Source organism: Vibrio sp. RC2502 (assembly GCF_054850435.1).
In genome coordinates this window covers 2,158,796-2,177,371 of the sequence record NZ_CM141453.1, presented here as the reverse complement: position 1 = coordinate 2,177,371, position 18,576 = coordinate 2,158,796, and the positions used below count along the sequence as shown (strand labels likewise).

Annotated in this window: 13 protein-coding genes; 7 read left to right on the top strand and 6 right to left on the bottom strand. The window is 45.2% G+C overall.

Annotation, left to right across the window (positions count from 1 at the left end; all coding sequences use genetic code 11):
- Window positions 1-736 precede the first annotated feature (736 nt).
- The 4 genes from ACYJZR_RS10165 to ACYJZR_RS10150 all read left to right on the top strand — a co-directional run bounded on the left by ACYJZR_RS10165 (window position 737) and on the right by ACYJZR_RS10150 (window position 7,756).
- Window positions 737-2,374 (top strand): methyl-accepting chemotaxis protein, encoded by a 1,638-nt coding sequence (locus ACYJZR_RS10165; RefSeq protein ID WP_406964817.1) that lies wholly within the window; start codon window positions 737-739, stop codon window positions 2,372-2,374.
- A 424-nt stretch (window positions 2,375-2,798) separates the two neighbouring features.
- On the top strand, window positions 2,799-3,938 hold the full coding sequence (vmeA, locus tag ACYJZR_RS10160) for a multidrug efflux RND transporter periplasmic adaptor subunit VmeA (RefSeq protein ID WP_193290477.1): 1,140 nt from the start codon (window positions 2,799-2,801) through the stop codon (window positions 3,936-3,938).
- Between the two features lie 2 nt (window positions 3,939-3,940).
- The gene (gene vmeB, locus ACYJZR_RS10155; protein WP_023585417.1) at window positions 3,941-7,102 is read left to right on the top strand and encodes a multidrug efflux RND transporter permease subunit VmeB; all 3,162 of its coding nucleotides are present in this window, start codon (window positions 3,941-3,943) and stop codon (window positions 7,100-7,102) included.
- A gap of 201 nt (window positions 7,103-7,303) precedes the next feature.
- Complete coding sequence (locus ACYJZR_RS10150; RefSeq protein ID WP_015296501.1) at window positions 7,304-7,756, top strand: MarR family winged helix-turn-helix transcriptional regulator; 453 nt, start codon at window positions 7,304-7,306, stop codon at window positions 7,754-7,756.
- A 74-nt stretch (window positions 7,757-7,830) separates the two neighbouring features.
- Here ACYJZR_RS10150 and ACYJZR_RS10145 read toward each other — a convergent pair whose 3' ends face one another.
- The gene (locus ACYJZR_RS10145; RefSeq protein WP_031791931.1) at window positions 7,831-8,787 is read right to left on the bottom strand and encodes an AEC family transporter; all 957 of its coding nucleotides are present in this window, start codon (window positions 8,785-8,787) and stop codon (window positions 7,831-7,833) included.
- Window positions 8,788-9,422: 635 nt separating this feature from the next.
- Here ACYJZR_RS10145 and trpS point away from each other — a divergent pair.
- Complete coding sequence (trpS, locus tag ACYJZR_RS10140; RefSeq protein WP_005459886.1) at window positions 9,423-10,445, top strand: tryptophan--tRNA ligase; 1,023 nt, start codon at window positions 9,423-9,425, stop codon at window positions 10,443-10,445.
- A 71-nt stretch (window positions 10,446-10,516) separates the two neighbouring features.
- On the opposite strand, the gene ACYJZR_RS10135 is transcribed toward trpS, so the two are convergent.
- The 4 genes from ACYJZR_RS10135 to ACYJZR_RS10120 all read right to left on the bottom strand — a co-directional run bounded on the left by ACYJZR_RS10135 (window position 10,517) and on the right by ACYJZR_RS10120 (window position 14,710).
- Window positions 10,517-11,476: a hypothetical protein gene (locus ACYJZR_RS10135; RefSeq protein WP_025609728.1), complete on the bottom strand. Its 960-nt coding sequence runs from the start codon at window positions 11,474-11,476 to the stop codon at window positions 10,517-10,519.
- Entirely contained in the window at window positions 11,473-12,801 is a 1,329-nt protein-coding gene (locus tag ACYJZR_RS10130) for a sphingomyelin phosphodiesterase (RefSeq protein WP_029847807.1), read from the bottom strand. Before ACYJZR_RS10130 ends, ACYJZR_RS10135 begins: the two co-directional genes overlap by 4 nt.
- Window positions 12,802-13,050: 249 nt before the next feature.
- Window positions 13,051-13,821: a tRNA isopentenyl-2-thiomethyl-A-37 hydroxylase MiaE gene (gene miaE, locus ACYJZR_RS10125; protein ID WP_406964822.1), complete on the bottom strand. Its 771-nt coding sequence runs from the start codon at window positions 13,819-13,821 to the stop codon at window positions 13,051-13,053.
- Window positions 13,822-13,945: 124 nt separating this feature from the next.
- Window positions 13,946-14,710 (bottom strand): hypothetical protein, encoded by a 765-nt coding sequence (locus tag ACYJZR_RS10120; protein ID WP_005459911.1) that lies wholly within the window; start codon window positions 14,708-14,710, stop codon window positions 13,946-13,948.
- 314 nt (window positions 14,711-15,024) lie between these two features.
- On the opposite strand from ACYJZR_RS10120, the gene cysB reads away from it, so the two are divergent.
- Both cysB and ACYJZR_RS10110 read left to right on the top strand, forming a co-directional pair.
- On the top strand, window positions 15,025-15,999 hold the full coding sequence (gene cysB / locus ACYJZR_RS10115) for an HTH-type transcriptional regulator CysB (RefSeq protein ID WP_005459882.1): 975 nt from the start codon (window positions 15,025-15,027) through the stop codon (window positions 15,997-15,999).
- A 56-nt stretch (window positions 16,000-16,055) separates the two neighbouring features.
- Window positions 16,056-17,252: a methyltransferase gene (locus tag ACYJZR_RS10110; RefSeq protein ID WP_406964826.1), complete on the top strand. Its 1,197-nt coding sequence runs from the start codon at window positions 16,056-16,058 to the stop codon at window positions 17,250-17,252.
- Between the two features lie 92 nt (window positions 17,253-17,344).
- On the opposite strand, the gene ald is transcribed toward ACYJZR_RS10110, so the two are convergent.
- Window positions 17,345-18,469, bottom strand: a complete 1,125-nt coding sequence (gene ald, locus ACYJZR_RS10105) for an alanine dehydrogenase (protein ID WP_005459904.1) — start codon at window positions 18,467-18,469, stop codon at window positions 17,345-17,347.
- Window positions 18,470-18,576 lie beyond the last annotated feature (107 nt).

Below are 18,576 nucleotides of genomic sequence, written 5' to 3'. Positions count from 1 at the left end.
AGCAATGGACGCTCTAAACCTCTTCAGCGCGCATCTATTAACTTTCCACTGCCTTGTGTATTAAAAGTTAAGTAACGAATATTACATTAGGATGCAGAGATATGCTGTATCGAAAAAGTAAAATCGTGTAAAATCAGCCCACACAAACGCACACAATCAACAGTGGGTTTGCTATCTTACTGAAGATAAGTCATTGACCTATATACGGCACATCGCCGAAGGTGATGCTAAAAGCGTAGCTTTACGTATCGAGAGTTCGAATCTCTCACTCACCGCCACATTCGAAGCCCTAGCAGAAATGCTGGGGCTTTTTCGTTTTATCAATTCGTATTTTTCTTCTTCCTTTCCTTTATTCTTCTCGAAAAGCCTATTTATATCCATCTATCTCAATTTATTTGTTGCTGTAAGCTTTAAACATAAATAGATCATCTGCCTAACGTCATTCACTGTTTGGTGTGATTCTAAGGAAAATATGAATAAAATCAGGCTACGTTGAAATCAACTTAAGTACTATTTTGTTACATTTTTTACGTCGTGAATCATTTATTTTTCATCATTCTTGTGATTTGCCTCGATTAAAGAAAATTTCCTATAAATCAATTAATTGTTGAAAACAGAACCGTTATCAAAAAGACAAAAAATATTAGATAAAGTTGATCTAGTTACTCAGTTGAATAGTCCATTTGTTTGATATGATAGTGAACGAATTGTACATATATATTAAGGGAATCTATTCATGTTCCAAAACTTTACAATCAAACAAAAGATAGTGATTCCTCTATCTTTGATAATTGGATTGTTCACCGTGAGCTCAGTATTAAATGTTATGACAACGAGCAAGCAATCTGAATTAAGCGACACCTTAAATGAACAGATCGTACCCAACCTGTTCACGATTGAAGATGCGTACCGCGATCTTTACCAAGCGACTTCTGCTGTTCAAGGCATTGCCTTAGCAGAAACACAAGCAGATATTGATCATCACATTCACGAGTACAAAGACAATGCTTACAAAGCGTTGCCGCGTATGGAAAAAGTGATTGAGCTATCACGTGCGGGAGTGATGCCTGCATCACACGGTGCTGATGTGCAAAAACTGGTGACTTTAGGTCAAAAGTGGCTACAAAGTTACGAAGTGATGTTGAGCAAGCCTCAATCTCAATGGCTAAGCTACTACAATGAGCACAAGAACACGTTTGAGGAGCAATTTGTTGATGTTCGCGCCCAGCTCAATGTCGTGAAAAGTGCTATCGAAGATAAGCAAGGTGAGTTGAAGTCAGACATTTCAGCGGCGACTGCACGAGCAGAATCGATTTTAGAAATGGGTATCATCGTTGTGATCTTAGCGGCACTTGGCATGGTATTCCTGCTGCTACGCACAGTACTTAAACCATTAAACGACATCAAAGACGCAATGGCGCAAATCGCTTCAGGTGATGGTGATCTTAGCCAACGAATCCAAATTAATACGCAAGATGAAATTGGTCAGCTGGCGAAGGTATTTAACGAGTTTGTTTCTAAAATCCAAGCGACCGTGTCACAGGTGATTGATAGCTCAAACACGCTTCGTCAAGAGATGGCAAACTTAAGCTCGCTCACCGCGACGATTGCAGATTCGACAGTTTCTCAACAGCGCGATAGCGAAGCAGTTGCTGCGGCAGTGCATGAAATGCAAGTGACTAGCCGCAATGTGAGCGAGAGTGCAAATGAAGCAGCAGTTGCAAGCCAAACCGCGAATGATGAGCTTTCTAATACCAATGTGATTTTGGAGCAAACGGTCGGCTCGATTCGTGACTTGGCTGGAGAGATCGAAAGCGCAAGCCATGTGATCAATACGCTAGATAATGATGTGAGCGATATTGCCTCTGTACTAGATGTAATTCGCGGCATTGCAGAACAGACTAACTTACTTGCACTGAATGCGGCGATTGAAGCGGCGCGAGCGGGTGAGCAAGGTCGTGGTTTTGCTGTGGTTGCTGACGAGGTACGCTCTCTTGCAAGTCGTACGCAGCAAAGTACGGGTGAAATCCAAGCTATGATTGAAAAGCTTCAGTCTGGTGCAGGGCAAGCTGTAGAAGTGATGCGTGGTAGCCAAAATAGCAGTGAAGAGACCATTCAATCCGCTGGGCGAGCAAGCGAATCTCTGGCTGAAATTCTCAATGCAATTTCACGCATGAATGAGATGAACACGCACATTGCAACTGCAGCGAGTCAACAAAGCACAGTGAGCGATGAAGTGAATACCAACGTTCAGGGTATTGCAGACAGCAGTACATCGATTGTTGATATTGTCACGCAGGCTCAGCAATCACTTGCGATGCTGTCACAACAAACTCAGAGATTGGATCAGCAAGTCAGCCAGTTCCGAGTTTAAGCTCTGATATTTGAAATTGATGCGAAACAGCCCGCTGATGTGCGGGCTCTTTTTTAGCTGATGTCTAACGTAGCTTTTCGCCAATTGGATTTAATCAATTAAATCTGGACTTGACCTCAAAACTCTGTACAAACACTTGCCGTTTTTATCATCAATTTACACACTTTTTGACCCGTCCACTTGTACACAGAAAAGTGTGATTTCCAACACAATATCTTCAAATCTGAGAGTTCTATTGCACCTTTACAACAAACGCATTCGACAAGCGTATAGAAACGTAAATTTTGTTGTATGTACAACACTGGGTAATTATCATTCTAACTAATTTGTTTGGGATAAATGCATATCCACTAATCATAATCGAGCCATTCAGAACGCATTGAATTGGATATTTGTAGGGCTTGCAAAATAAGAGAGATGTTTCATGAGACGTAGAACCACGCTATCGCTGCTGATTGCATCGAGCCTGTTTATGGCGGGATGTCAACCAAGCCAAGAAGGAACTGAGCAAGGTGGTGGCGCCGCTCCCGCAACCGAAGTGAATGTGTTGACGGTTGAACCTGTTCGACAAGCTTTGACGGTTGAGTTGCCGGGCCGCAGCCGTGCATTTAAAGAGGCGGAAGTCCGCCCACAGGTAACGGGTATTATTTCAGAACGTAACTTTGTTGAAGGTGGCGTTGTGGAAAAAGGTCAGTCGTTGTATCAAATTGATGACTCTTCATTTCAAGCGGATTTGCTTAGTGCAGAAGCGGAGCTGATTCGTGCGCAAGCTTCTGAAGAATCGACGTTTGCAACCGTTAAACGTTACCGCGCATTGATTACCAAGAAATCGATCAGTCAACAAGATCTGGATGAAGCAGAAGCGGCTTACAAAGAAGCGAAAGCGCAAGTGCTCGTAGCCAAAGCGAAGATCAATACTGCAAAGATCAATTTGACTTATACCCGTGTGAAAGCGCCAATCAGTGGCGTGATCAGCAAGTCAAATGTGACTGCGGGAGCGTTGGTTACGGCAAACCAAGCCGACAAGCTAACGACGATTCAACAACTTGATCCGATCAACGTGGATATCGTTCAGTCTTCTGCTCAATTGCTGCGACTAAAAGCGGCGCTTTCTCAAGGTCACATGCAAGAAGATCAATCTGCGCAAGTCGCATTGACGCTTGAAGATGGCTCGACATACGAGCACAAAGGCGCAATGAAGTTCACGGAAGTTAACGTGGATGAAAGTACGGGAAGCGTGACTTTGCGTGCGGAATTCCCAAATCCTGATGGTTTACTTCTTCCGGGCATGTTCGTGCGTGCGACCGTGATTACTGGTGTTGACCCTAGCGCGATTTTGATCCCGCAAAACACCGTGACTCGCGATGCAACAGGCAAAGCTTCGGTGATGACGGTGAGTGCTGATAATACCGTTGCGATTACGCCAGTCATCACGGCGGAAGTTATAGACAACCAATGGCGCATCATTGATGGATTAAAAGCCGGTGACCAAGTCATTACTGCGGGTTTGCAAAAGGTGCGTCCGGGTAGCCCAGTCACCATCCAAACGGGAGAGCAGGGATAATCATGGCTCGATTTTTTATTGATCGTCCGGTTTTTGCTTGGGTACTGGCGATTCTGACCATGCTTGCAGGGATCATGTCCTTGTTCAACTTGCCAGTGTCGCAATATCCAACCATTTCGCCGACCACGATCACCATCAGTGCGCGCTATCCTGGTGCTTCTGCTAAAACGGTGGAGGACTCTGTCACTCAGGTTATCGAGCAAAACATGACAGGTCTGGATTACCTACGTTACTTGTCTTCGAGCAGTGACGCTTTCGGCAATGCGACCATTACACTGACTTTTGATAGCGAAGCCGATCCTGATATCGCGCAGGTTCAAGTGCAGAACAAACTGCAATTGGCGTTGACTTCGCTTCCTATGGAAGTGCAAAGCCAAGGTATTGTGGTGAACAAATCTAACACCTCATTTTTGATGGTGGTGGCGGTTTATTCTGACGATCCAGATTTTACACAAAACGACATTGCCGACTTTGTTGTAACCAACATTCAAGACCCAATCAGCCGTGTGACGGGTGTGGGTCAAGTACAGGCTTTTGGTTCTCAATATGCGATGCGTGTGTGGCTTGACCCGTTTAAGCTGACTCAGTTCAACCTGACGGCAATTGACGTTGCAAATGCGATCAGTGAGCAGAATGCGCAAGTGTCATCTGGTCAATTGGGTGCAGCACCTGCGCAGAAAGGTCAACTGCTTAACGCGACGATTTCTTCTGCGAGTCGTTTAAGCAGTGTGGCTGAGTTCCAAAACATCATCTTGAAATCAGATGCGAGCGGTGCAAACGTTTATCTAAGAGACGTTGCTCGTATTGAGCGTGGAGCAGAAAGTTACGATATTCAAGGTCAGTACAACGGTTTGCCGGCGTCTGGTTTAGGTATTTCACTTGGTACAGGTGCGAACGCGCTGGAAACGGCGGCTGCAGTCAAAGAGCGTTTAGCAGAGTTGAGTGAAAACTTCCCAGATGGTCTGAAAGTCGCTTATCCATTTGAGACAACACCGTTTGTAGAAGCATCGATTCAAGAAGTAGTGAAAACGCTACTGGAAGCGATTGTGTTGGTGTTCTTAATTATGTACCTGTTCTTACAGAACTTCCGTGCAACGATCATCCCGACGATTGCTGTTCCGGTTGTACTCTTGGGTACGTTTGCCATTCTTTACGCGACAGGTTTCAGCGTGAATACCCTGACGATGTTTGCGATGGTTCTGGCGATTGGTTTGCTGGTGGATGACGCCATCGTTGTGGTAGAAAACGTTGAGCGTGTGATGCACGAAGACGGGCTCGATCCAAAAGAAGCAACTAAGAAATCGATGGGGCAGATCACTGGCGCGTTGATTGGTGTTGGTTTGACCTTGTCGGCAGTATTCGTCCCTATGGCATTTATGTCAGGTTCGACCGGGGTAATTTACCGTCAGTTCTCAATCACCATCGTTGCTGCGATGACGTTGTCAGTGATGGTTGCGATCATCCTGACACCAGCGCTGTGTGCTACGTTACTGAAAAAAGGTGACGCTGAATTTACGGATAAAAAAGGCTTCTTCGGTTGGTTTAACCGTAAATTTGATTCGATGACCGCAGGTTATGAGGCTGGTGTAGCCAAGTTGCTAAAACGCACTGGGCGCATGTTGTTGGTGTTTGTGGCAATGAGCGCTGGTGCGGGTTGGTTATTTATGAATCTGCCGACGTCTTTCCTACCAGATGAAGACCAAGGTACGGTGTTCTCGATGGCAATCTTGCCGCCGAACTCGACTCAAGAGCAGACAGAAAAAACACTCGATAAAGTGCGTAGCTATTTCTTGGAAGAAGAAAAAGACAACGTAAGATCCGTGTTTACCGTGGCTGGTTTTAGTTTTGCTGGTCAAGGCCAAAACATGGGTATGGCGTTTATTGGCTTGAAAGATTGGTCTGAGCGCGAAGCGCCAGGTTCGGATGCTGCATCTTTGACAGGCCGTGCGATGGGTTACTTCTCAACCATCAAAGAAGCCATGGTATTTGCGTTTGCACCTCCTGCCATCCAAGAGTTGGGTAACGCAACGGGTTTTGATTTCTATCTACAAGACTCCCTGAGCCTTGGTCACGAAGCATTGGTTGCCGCACAAGGGCAATTACTGGGAATGGCAGCGCAGAATCCAAAACTAGTTGGTGTTCGTCCGAATGGCCAATCTGATGCACCAATGTACCAAGTGCATGTAGATCACGTTAAATTGCGCGCGCTGGATGTCAGCATCAACGACGTGAACCAAATCCTATCCGCCGCTTGGGGTGGAGCGTATATCAACGACTACATTGACCGTGGTCGCGTTAAAAAAGTGATGGTGCAAAGTGACGCAGAGTTCCGTATGCAGCCAGAAGATTTTAACTCATGGTATGTACGCAATGCACAAGGTGAAATGGTGCCGTTCTCGGCGTTTGCAAGTGGTGAATGGACGTATGGTTCACCGCAGCTTCAACGCTTTAATGGCCTAGCCGCGATGAACATTCAAGGTGGCGCGGCTCCAGGTGTCAGTACGGGTGAAGCAATGGCTGAGATTGAAGCGATGGTTGAGCAGTTACCAGAAGGCTTTACGGTGAACTGGAACGGCATCTCTTATGAAGAGCGTTTGTCTGGCAACCAAGCTCCAATGTTGTATGCGTTGTCCATTTTGGTCGTGTTCCTAGTACTTGCTGCGTTGTATGAAAGCTGGTCTGTACCGCTTGCGGTCGTGTTGGTTGTACCTTTGGGCGTATTAGGCGCTGTGCTCGCAGTACTGGGTCGTGGAATGGACAACGACGTGTTCTTCCAAGTGAGTTTGTTAACCACAGTGGGTTTGGCAACGAAAAACGCGATTTTGATCGTTGAGTTCGCGAAAGAATATTACGAGAAAGGTGCAGGTCTGATTGAAGCTACACTGCACGCGGTGCGTGTGCGTCTTCGTCCAATCATCATGACGTCCTTGGCGTTTGGCTTGGGTGTGGTTCCGTTGGCAATCAGTGCTGGCGTGGGCTCTGCTGGTCAAAACGCGGTAGGCACTGGTGTGCTTGGCGGCATGATCAGTGCGACCTTGCTTGGTATCTTCTTTGTTCCGGTGTTCTTTGTTGTGGTAGAGCGTTTGTTTGATCGCCGTGCTCAAAAAGAAGTGCAGAAAGAGCAATCTCAAGAACTCGCTTCAGCAACGGACAAGGCGGAGTAAGACTTCGTAAGCTTAACTGAGTTATACTAATAACAATAAACATAATAAAAGGGCGCGTAAGCGCTCTTTGTTTATGCTTTCAACTCGATGGTTTAATACGCCACCGATTTTGAATGAAGCCTAGGAAGAGTGATCACGTTTCGAATTCCTCATAAAAAGGTCAGAAAGCATAACATGAAGCCATAAGTTAAATAGGCGGCTATGAAAGAGCAAAAAATTTCACCTATCTCCGTTTTGGATCAAAGCCCAATGTTTGTCTCTGGGGTGATGCAACGGATGTATCGCAACCGAGCGCAAGCAGAGTTATGTCGTCAAAATCAGATGACCTTAGAGATGGCCAGTGCGTTGGCAGCGTTAGAAGAGTTTCAGCCAATGAGTCAACAAGCGTTAGCCGATGCCGTTTTGACCGAACGAAGCGTTGCAAAGCGCATGGTCGATAACTTGGAAAAACGTGGTTTTGTGTGCGTTTCGAAGAGTGAGGCGAACCAACGACTGAAAATGCTCAGTTTGACGAAAGAAGGTGAAGCAACGATAAAGAAAGTTCATCAAATAATGAGGAACTTGCAGCGCGAGTTCTTCTCTTGTTTATCAGAAGATGAGTCGGCAGAGTTTTTTCGTTTGGTAAGGAAAATGACATTAGCCAATCATTCGTAAGCGTTTTCTCTGCGTTAAATCTAAGCCTTTTTGTAAAGCCTCAGCTATGTTCTGAGGCTTTTTTATATCATTTTTCAGATCAAACCGTACGATTTTAGAACCACAATACCGAACGTGCAGGTGACGGTTGAAAGCACGGTTGTCAAAGCAATAATGTTGGCTGCCAGTACCGCGTTTCCTCCCATTGAGCGGGCCATGACGTAACTCGCTGCCGCAACGGGTGAGGCGTTCATGAAGAATAAAATCCCCAATTCAATACCTCGAAAACCAACAAAATACGCGCCTAACGTGATAAACACTGGGGCAACAATTAACTTGTAGCTGCTTGCAAACCAAGACGGGCCTTTTTCCTTTCTCATCAAACTAAAATCCAACGAGCCACCTGTACATAACAATGCGAGCGGCAACGTCATTTTCGACAGATAGTTACCCGCATCAATGACTACGTTTGGAACCGGAATCGACAACAAGTAGAAAAGCATACCTAAAACGATTGAGATGATAAGCGGGTTCTTCGTCAGTGTTCTTCCCATCATTTTTGCTGCTTGAGAGGCAGACGTAGCGCCTTTGGGTGATAGGCAGATCACCGCTTGAACGTTGTAGATAAATGTGGTGATGGCGACATACAGAGCAGCTAATGCGACACCCTGTGAACCATAAGCATTCGCAACGTATGCAATGCCGATAATGCCAGTGTTGGCGCGAAACCCACCTTGAATCAACACGCCCTGATCGGGAGAAGACTTAAACAGAATAGAAACGGATATGTAGGTGAAAATAAAAAACAGAATGCTCGCGACTACGCCGTAGTTGATGAAACCACTGGCGGCAGAAAAATCATGCTCAGAAGCCACAATACTGACAAACAACATGGCTGGCAGCGTGACCTTAAAAACCAGCTTAGAGCCTATTTCAATAAAGTTATCGTTGATGAGACCAAACCGTTTAAAGATAACGCCAAGCACCAACATTAAGCAGATGGGGCCGGTGATCGACAAAGAGAATTGCAACTGATGTAAAACAGAATCCATGTAAGTATCCGCAGCAAAAAAGAAAAAAGTCATTATTGTTTCGCTATTAAGCCACAAACTAGGGGGCGGGGAATAGGGAAGCGATGAAATTTTATTCTTATGTTGATTAGGATGTACGTTGCATTCCGATATGAGCCTAATATCTCAGTTTGACCAAGCTCGACTGGTCGAAGGTTGCATATATTGTTTTACTACTCCGACTTATCGCACTGGAGATAAAACAGAACTCCAGCGCCGACAAGTGAAATGAAGTTGAGCCGTGCTCATTCCTTGTGCGGCTCTGGTGGTGATAAATAGGAGTCCATCGATGAAAAGTAAACACAACAAAACCGTTCTATGTGCATTTGTTTCTGGTTCGGTATTTGGTGCTGTTCTCGTTATCGCAATGTCCTTGCCGATGTAATCGGGCAAATTTTTACACTGCATTTTCTTCACATTGGGATTGAGCATTGTCTTAGTCCCTGTTAGCTTAAGACGCATGAACTTATTCTTCACACCTTCATCATCATACTTTTTCTGGTGGCGCTCTATGTAGAGCGGCGCGGAATTCTTACATTCTTACGCTGCTGGAAGGTAGCGAAGAGTGTCTTGTCTTTTTATCTCCAGTAGCGATCTATTTTGACTAGGAGATAACCATGAACATCAAAGAAACGCATCAACAACGCGAAATCATTCTCACGGGGGACCGAGCTACAGGGCCTTTACACCTTGGTCATTACGTCGGTTCGTTACAACAGCGTGTGGCATTACAATCGGAGCATGACCAAACCATTCTGGTCGCCGATATGCAAGGCCTGACCGATAACGCGCACAATCCTTCAAAGGTATCTTCGAACATTCTAAACGTAGTCGCAGATTACCTTGCAGTTGGTATCGACCCCATTCAAACCACTATCTGTTTGCAATCTCAGCTGCCAGCCCTCGCAGAATTGACGATGTATTACAGCAACTTAGTTTCAATTGCTCGCTTAGAGCGTAACCCAACCGTAAAAAATGAAATTCAAAGCAAAGGTTTTGAGCGTTCAATTCCTGCAGGGTTCCTGACTTACCCAATTTCTCAAGCCGCTGATATAACGGGTTTTCGCGCTACACTTGTTCCGGTTGGGGATGACCAATTACCAATGCTTGAGCAAACGAATGAAATCGTGAGAAAGATTAACCACCTTGGCGGACAAGAGATCCTAAAAGAGTGCCGTCCGTTGCTTAGCGATGCGCCACGTTTACCGAGTACTGATGGCAAAAATAAAATGTCAAAAAGCATGGGTAATGCCATTAACTTAGGGGCGACTGAAAAGGAAATCTCAGCTGCAGTAAAATCCATGTACACCGACCCAAGCCATTTGCGCATCGAAGACCCTGGTCAAGTAGAAGGCAACATTGTGTTCACTTATCTCGATGCTTTTCACTCTGACAAAGAGCATGTCGAGCAACTCAAAGCGCACTATCGCCGTGGCGGGCTAGGAGATGGAACCACGAAAAAAGTATTGGAAGAATGCCTTCAAGAAATGCTGCGTCCGATCAGAGAGAAACGGGCGTTGTATTTGAACGACAAAGCGCAACTTATCGAGATTCTTAAACATGGCAGCCAAGTCTCTCGAGAAAAAACAGAACAAGTTTTGTCCGATGTTAAGAGTGTGTTTGGCTTGAACTTGTTCTGAAATAGGTTCGGGAACACAAAGTAAAAAGGCGCGAAAGCTAACCTGCTACGTGCCTTTTTTGTATGCGCACCTTATGAAGCAAAGAACTCGCGACGAAAATTCGCTATCTCTTGTTGATAGTAATGCTGCCAGTCAGATTCAGACCAACTCGCGTGGCTGGTGGCTCTTTGCGTTGCCAATCTGGATTCGAGCTGTTTTAGCTCGGTTTGATAACTGCGAACTTGCTGCTTTTGTTTTGCTATTTGTTGTTCACGAGTGCGGATTTGTTTCCTTTCTTGTTCCGACAGATAGTTTTTCTGCAACTCTTGAATCAAGGTTTGTCTCTCGATCCCCTTCATACTTGCAGGGATCAGAGCCACCGCTCGTTCATATTTTGTTTGGTTGCTGTCTAACCCCAAGGCATTTTCGTTCCCCTGCCATTCGGTGATTAAATCCTCGAATGCTTTCACGTAATCTTGAGCCGATACGGCGTCAAGTTGCTCGGCTTGTAAGCTGAAGTCGTAAAGTGCGAACTCATCGGCGAAAATAACCTCAGCGAGCTCTCCCCAAATCTTTCTCGCTTCGGATTTTAATCGCGCGATACGAGAGGCGAGCGGTTGCTGCTCATCAAACAACAGATTGCCAACGCTTTGCTGCCAAAGACCATCGAGTTGATGGTAGTTCGCTAACAAATTAAAACGATCTGAAGACAAATCTATAGCTAGTTCATTAAGTTTGGATTCGCAATTGAGCTCGGACATACAGGTGTGCCAAAACGTCTCGATTTCTGCTTTCAATGCTCGACCTTTAGAACGGTTTAGTCGCTCTGCAAGATCTTGAGTCTCAGTGGGCATGTTGTCTGATTTTGACTTGGACTTTTGAGTACTGCTTTGGCGCTGGGGTGGCCTCGAATCACTATCAACCAATGCGATTGATTTATCCTGCAACTCCGAAGAAAGCTGCGTTAAGTGATCGCGCTCGTCGACATTGACTGAAAACCAAACTATGCCCGCCAAAGCGGCGGACACAGTGATTAGTAAGCTAAGCTTCATGGCTTGATCACGGCGCTGACAGGGAAGTGATCCGACAGGTTGTAATGTTTCCACAACCCCTCTGCCGTTGAACGTGGAACATCAACGCGGTTGTCGTTAAACGATTTCACGCCATATTCGTTGCTCACCATGACGTAATCGAGGTATTCCACATTTTCGCCACCAGATAGTGCTTCGCCTGCGAAGTTATTGATACGAGGGTCGAACGTAGACGCTGTATAGCCAGAGTATTGAGGCTCCATCGCACTTAGGTTTGCGATCATCTGCTGGTAATCTCCAGGGAACTTCAGCTTGTTTACATTAAAGTCACCACTGTACACGACCGTTTCGTTGTTCGGAATGTTGAGAGACTGCGCCATAGTGCGCATTTGTTGAAATTGACGCTGACGATACTCACGCGCTGTATCAGTATCGAAAGACGCGGTATGTGTAGCAAAAACGTGGTAGGCCTGACCACCTTTGATGATCTCTGCGTAGTTTACGCCTTTATCAGCGAAGCAATCGGTACCCGAACAATCTGGGAACACGTATTGTGCCTCGTTGACGATAGGGTAACGGCTCACAATGATTACGCCTCCGTCGTAAACGTTGAAACCATCTTTATCCAACATTTTCGTTTGGTATGGGTACTCTTTTGCAAGCTCACGTAAAAATGCATCACGACCACTAGCAAAAACCTCTTGCAATGCCAGTACGTCATAGCCTTTTACGTAATCGGGGATTAACTCGTAACGTTCACCAATATGTGACGCAATCGCAGGCAAGGCCCAAATGTTGTAAGTCATCAGTTTGAGATTTTGCTCGCTGTTATCGACGGCTTCATCCACTTTGCTTGGTGTGACGGTGTAGTACAAATCGTCATAACGCGCGGTGCTATCCGATTTAAATGCTAGCTCTGCGCTGCGAGAGCCAAACGCCTCGGTATGTGAACGATGAATCGTGCGATCGTCTTTTAATGCCAAGTTCACGTCGGCGGCTGACAAACCGTACTCAATGGTCGAGTTGTACCAATGTCCTTCCATGACTTGGTGGAGTGTAATGCTTTCACCTTGCGGGTTAGATACGACAGTTTCAAAGCGATAGTTCTGACCCGATTTCACCCCTTCCCAACGATTAAAACTCAGTACGGGCTTTGTTTCCCAAGGGCCTAATACTTCTACGTGTTGCTGCCATTCTTCTCCGTATTGCAGCAGATCACTGCCATCGTGTTTGACCTGAATGGTTAATGGTTGGTCTGAGTTATTGGTGAGGTATACGTCCGTATCAGCCAAGCTCGGCAATACTACTAAAGTGCTCAGCAAAAGACTCCACTGCGAAAATTTCATCTTGTTTATCCATGATTTGTGTTAGAGCAATCATTCTTATTTATAAATGTTACTCGAGCGTTAAAGATGGATGACAGCTTATGGTTCGATGAAAATAGTTCGCTACTTGTGACCTTGGTTCTAACGGAGTTGTAAACAAAATGAAGTTACAGGCGCGGTTTATACAGACGAAGAGGTAGGTTGAAAGGGTGAGATTTAAAACAAAAAAGCCAGACTCACATCTGGCTTTTTACTGACGGTTTAGCACGGCTAAGCAGGTATGCCACTGTGGAACTTGAAGTCTTCGTCGGGGGTTGAAATCAGCTCAGCTTCGATACGGCCGAAGTATGCAATACGCTCGCTGATATCTTTGCCTGCAATCTGCTCAGCCAGTACAAGGTAGTCTTGATAATGACGTGCTTCAGAGCGGAGTAGGGAAACATAAAACTTCGCAATGTCTTCATCCATGTGCGGCGCAAGTTTGGCGAAACGTTCACATGAGCGAGCTTCGATGTAAGCGCCGATAATGAGCTTATCGATAAGCGTCTCGGGCTCATGAGTCTTCATGTGTGAAATCAGCGTTTTTGCGTAGCGGCTTGCGGGAATGTTTTTGTATTCCACGCCACGGCTCTCCATGATTTCCAGTACTTGATAGAAGTGATGTAATTCTTCTTTGATCAAGAGAACCATTTTATCGATCAGATCTTGGCTATACGGCGAATCCGATTTTGCCATGATGGTTTTCGAAATATTGCTCTTACCTTTTAATGTCTCTAATGAGCCGATTTTTCGGTAAGCGAAATCTTCATACGGTTTGAACCAGTCAAGTAAGGCATGTGAACTGTCTTTATCTACTGCGTATTTGCGGATCAAGAACATAGCTGACTGACCTGCTTTCAGCTCGCACAGTAAGTGATCCAATAAAATGGTTTGCAAGTTTTCTGGTTTCTTTGCTTCTTCAACCCATTCGTTGGGTGTGCGGCATTGCAGAAATTGATTGATAGGAGCAAGAAGATCTTGATAGGCGTCGAGATTAATCATTTTATTTTTAGTACGTTACGTTCAAATTTGGTTCATCCAGAGCATGAGTAAAACGGAAATCTGGATAGAAAAAAGGCTGCAAACGCAGCCTTTAATCGGATAGGGCGAAAAGCTGGTGTGGATATTACCACTTTTTCTTCTCGCCGAAGAGTGCTTCCATGTCGTTGTCACGCTCTTTGTCTGCCATTTGCTGCATTTCTGCATCGCTTTTGTCTTGGCGTTTCTTGTCTAAGTCGCCAAGCATCTCTTCAAGCTTTTGTTTTGCTTGGATGGAGTACGGATCGCTTTTTGTACTCAGCGCATCGATGCCTTTGCGAAGCAGTTGTAACGCAGTACCCGGTTGGCCGCGAGCAATGGAATCGTTCGCTCGCTTAATCACGTTTTCGATGTTGATGCGAATTTGCATCGTTTCCAAACGCGCATTCTCGGTTACGTAAGTCTGGGTGTCTAATCGGCCTTTGTTGTGCTCGTTTCGAACGGTGTCACGCAGGCGCTTAACCAGCTTAAGCATCACGATGGCTTGCTTATCGCTGCTTGGCATTTTGAAAGAGGTACTTTCACCAGTCGGACCGTTTTCTTTTAGCTGTCCGATTTGCTGCTTCATATTCTCTATGCGTTGAGTGAGCTGCTTATTTTTCGGGTCAAGCTCATGCATGCTTTCTAGTGCATCAAGAATACGATTGTTTAGGCACAGCAGAAGCTCCTTACTAAAAGGAATATGGTGTGCGTGACCAATCAGTTCTTCAGTGCCATCAATAAGTGCAACATAGCGTGCCGATTCCTGCCTTTTGGCGGTTTCAACTTTAACCTTGTATTGCAACATGATGTTATAGCCTAGGATTAATACCAGTAGGATGGCTACCAAAGCGATTATTAAACCAATATTCATATCTTTGCGTCTGCTTTTACTTTTCTACGGCTAGCGTTCAAGAATACATGAATCTTATCTTACTCGGCACCTTATTTGTTTGATTATTTTGCCTCACCCACGTTTTCGTTACTGATAGAACCAACATCACTAAAATCGATGTTTTTATAAGCTCAACATTGTGCATATTGTTTCTCTGCTTAAGGTTATCAGCTATATGTTAGAAATTACTGTTCATTTCGTTGTGATCGCGTTATAACTAATCATTATATCGCTCGTAAGAGCGGTCAATTTAGTTATGACATTATTATCTCGTGAATGAGTAAGGGATTACGATGAAACTGCAGCAGCTGAAGTACATTGTTGAGGTTGTGAACCATAATCTAAACGTTTCTGCGACGGCGGAGAGTTTATACACCTCTCAGCCTGGTATTAGTAAGCAGGTTCGTTTACTAGAGGATGAGCTGGGAATCCAGATCTTCGAACGAAGTGGTAAACATTTAACGCAAGTGACACCAGCAGGTGAAGAGATCGTTCGTATTTCCCAAGAAATCCTTGCTCGTGTTGAGAGCATCAAAGCGGTAGCGGGCGAGCATACTCACCCTGAAATGGGCACGTTAAATATTTCAACAACCCATACTCAAGCGCGCTATGCATTGCCCGATGTCATCAAAGGTTTTACGGCACGTTACCCGAAAGTGTCTTTGCACATGCATCAAGGTACGCCTTCTCAAATGTCTGAAGCGATTGCAAAAGGTACAGCCAACTTTGCGATTGCGACAGAAGCTCTCCATCTTTACCAAGATGCTATCATGTTGCCTTGTTACCACTGGAATCGCTCTATTGTGGTGCCAAAAGATCATCCGTTGGCGAAGAAAGACTTAGTTACTATTCACGATTTAGCTGCTTATCCTTTGGTGACTTATGTGTTTGGCTTTACTGGTCGCTCTGAGTTAGATACCGCTTTCAACCGTGAAGGTTTGACGCCGCGAGTCGTGTTCACTGCAACCGATGCGGATGTGATTAAAACGTATGTGCGCATGGGTATCGGTGTTGGTGTGATTGCGAGCATGGCTGTCGATGAAGAGCAAGACCGCGATTTAGTTGCTATTGATGCGAGCCATTTGTTTGGTGCAAGTACAACAAGTATTGGTTTCCGCCGTGGCACGTTCCTGCGTTCTTACATGTTTGACTTTATGGAGCGTTTCGCTCCGCACTTAACGCGCCCTGTTGTCGAACAGGCGATTTCTCTTAAGTCGAATGCTGAAATTGAAGAGATGTTTAAAGACATCGAGCTTCCGGTAAGATAACACTTCATTCAAGTGATGATTCCCCCTACAATCCATCCCAAATTGTAGGGGGGGCTATGCAAACGCAATTTCAATTTATTAATGACTGCTTAATTGAGCATCAACCATTATGGCGATTCGAGCCATTTCAAAGCAGCATCCAACCATCATTACCTTGGCAGGAAACACACCCTCAGCTTTGCCAATGGTTAGAATCGCTTTCTCCCTCACAAATAGAAAACCTCAAAGCTGACCCAGACCTTGCGTTGGCTGAAATCAGTGTGTTTTTGCCAGATTTACCATCCTTACTTAGGCATACACAGTTAGAGTCGATGGCATTAGATGGCCTAGCGCTAGAAAGAGGGTTAGACAGTGGAATCCCAGGGCGCAAGTTAGAACAGATCACGGCGATGGGGGAGGCAGCGATTCAATCTCATCAAGGTGAGGAATGGTTAGAGTGGTGCTCGGGTAAAGGATACTTAGGTCGGATCTTAACCACGCAAACCGATCAACCAGTGACCAGTTTTGAATATCAACAAGCGTTATGCGACTCCGGCCAACAAGCCGCGAATGAACATCATTGGAAAATGACCTTTATCCAAGGTGACGCGTTTGATCCTCAAACCAAGGCAGTATTCAAACCCACGCAACATGCTGTCGCACTGCATGCTTGTGGTGACCTTCATGTTCGGTTGATGGAATATGGAAGTGAAGCCGGCATCGCGGCGATGACGATTTCACCTTGCTGTTATCATTTGATTCAAAGCGAGACGTACCAAGCGTTATCCCAATCAGTACGAGCGTCTGAACTCATTTTGTCTAAGCATGAACTGCGCATTCCACTGCAACAGACGGTGACAGGCGGTGAACGTGTGCGTCGCCATCGTCAACAAGAGATGGTATTCAGGCTTGGCTTTGATTTACTGACACGTGAGATTTTGGGAGTTGATGAGTATCAACCCGTGCCAAGCATTCGAAAATCACAGTTAAGTGATGGTTTTGAGGCATTGTGTCTCGGGGCTGCGAAACAAAAAGGTATCGAGATTAACCAAGCGATTGACTTTGCCGAGTTTGAAAAGCGGGCAATAAAACGTTTTTGGCATATGGAAAGAATGAGCTTAGTGCAACTGGTTTTTCAGCGACCTTTGGAGATCTGGCTCGCATTAGACAAAGTGCTTTATCTTGAAGAACGTGGTTATCGTGTTAGATTGGCAGAGTTTTGCCCTAAATCAGTTACGCCGAGAAATATTTTAATTTGTGCATATAAGAATTAGTTATTTTTTATATCTAAATCGACTATATGAAAAAGCCCACTTTATTGTGGGCTTTTGTAAACAAAACGTGACAAAATTGCTTAATTTTGTTGTTAGTTGAACATGGCGATAGCTTGTTCAGGATCTACATATTCAAGGTCAAAGCTTTCTGCAACTTCTTTACAAGTGACTTTACCGTGAATCACGTTTAGACCTTCTAGGAAGCCTTTGTCTTCCAGAAGAGCTTGTTGATAGCCTTTGTTTGCAAGTTTCACAATGTAAGGGAGAGTGGCATTGTTCAATGCGAAAGTTGAAGTACGTGCAACTGCACCAGGCATGTTTGCTACACAGTAGTGAACGACATCATCAACCACGTAAGTAGGCTCGGCGTGTGTTGTCGCGTGAGATGTTTCGAAACAACCACCTTGGTCGATAGCTACGTCAACGATTGCTGCGCCTGGCTTCATCTTAGCAATATGCTCTTTTGTTACCAGTTTCGGAGCTGCCGCGCCTGGGATTAGAACTGCACCAATAACAAGGTCTGCTTCTAGAACATGCTTCTCGATAGCGTCTTCTGTAGAATAAATGACTTTCGCTTGGCCTTGGAATTCTTCATCCAGTTTACGCAGAGTGTCTACGTTGCGGTCAAGAATTGTGACGTCTGCGCGAAGGCCAACAGCCATACGAGCTGCGTTTGCACCAACGACACCACCACCAACGATAACGACTTTAGCAGGCTCAACACCAGGTACGCCGCCAAGAAGTAAACCACGACCACCGTGTGATTTTTCTAACGTTTGCGCACCCGCTTGGATAGACATCCGACCTGCCACTTCTGACATTGGTGCTAACAGTGGCAAACGACCCATATTATCTGTTACAGTCTCATAGGCTATACAGACAGCTTTGCTCTTGATTAGCTCATCAGTTTGTGGAAAATCTGGTGCTAGGTGTAAATAAGTAAATAAAATTTGCCCTTCGCGGAGCATTGCTCTCTCAACTGCTTGGGGTTCTTTTACTTTTACTATCATGTCTGCTTGCGCGAAAACGTCTGCAGCATGAGGGAGAATGGATGCGCCGACGGCGATGTAATCATCGTCTGAAAAACCAATGCCGGCACCTGCATTGGTCTCAACTAAAACTTGGTGGCCATGTGAGATGAGTTCTCTCACGCTAGCAGGGATCATACCCACACGGTATTCGTGGTTCTTGATTTCCTTAGGTACGCCAATGATCATCCTGTATCCTCTTTCTATAATGGTTGTAAAAACTATTTGTAGGGTGTTATTGTCGAATTTGTAACTAGTATAGTTATAGGTTTGTAAAATTTGGCACCAAATATTAA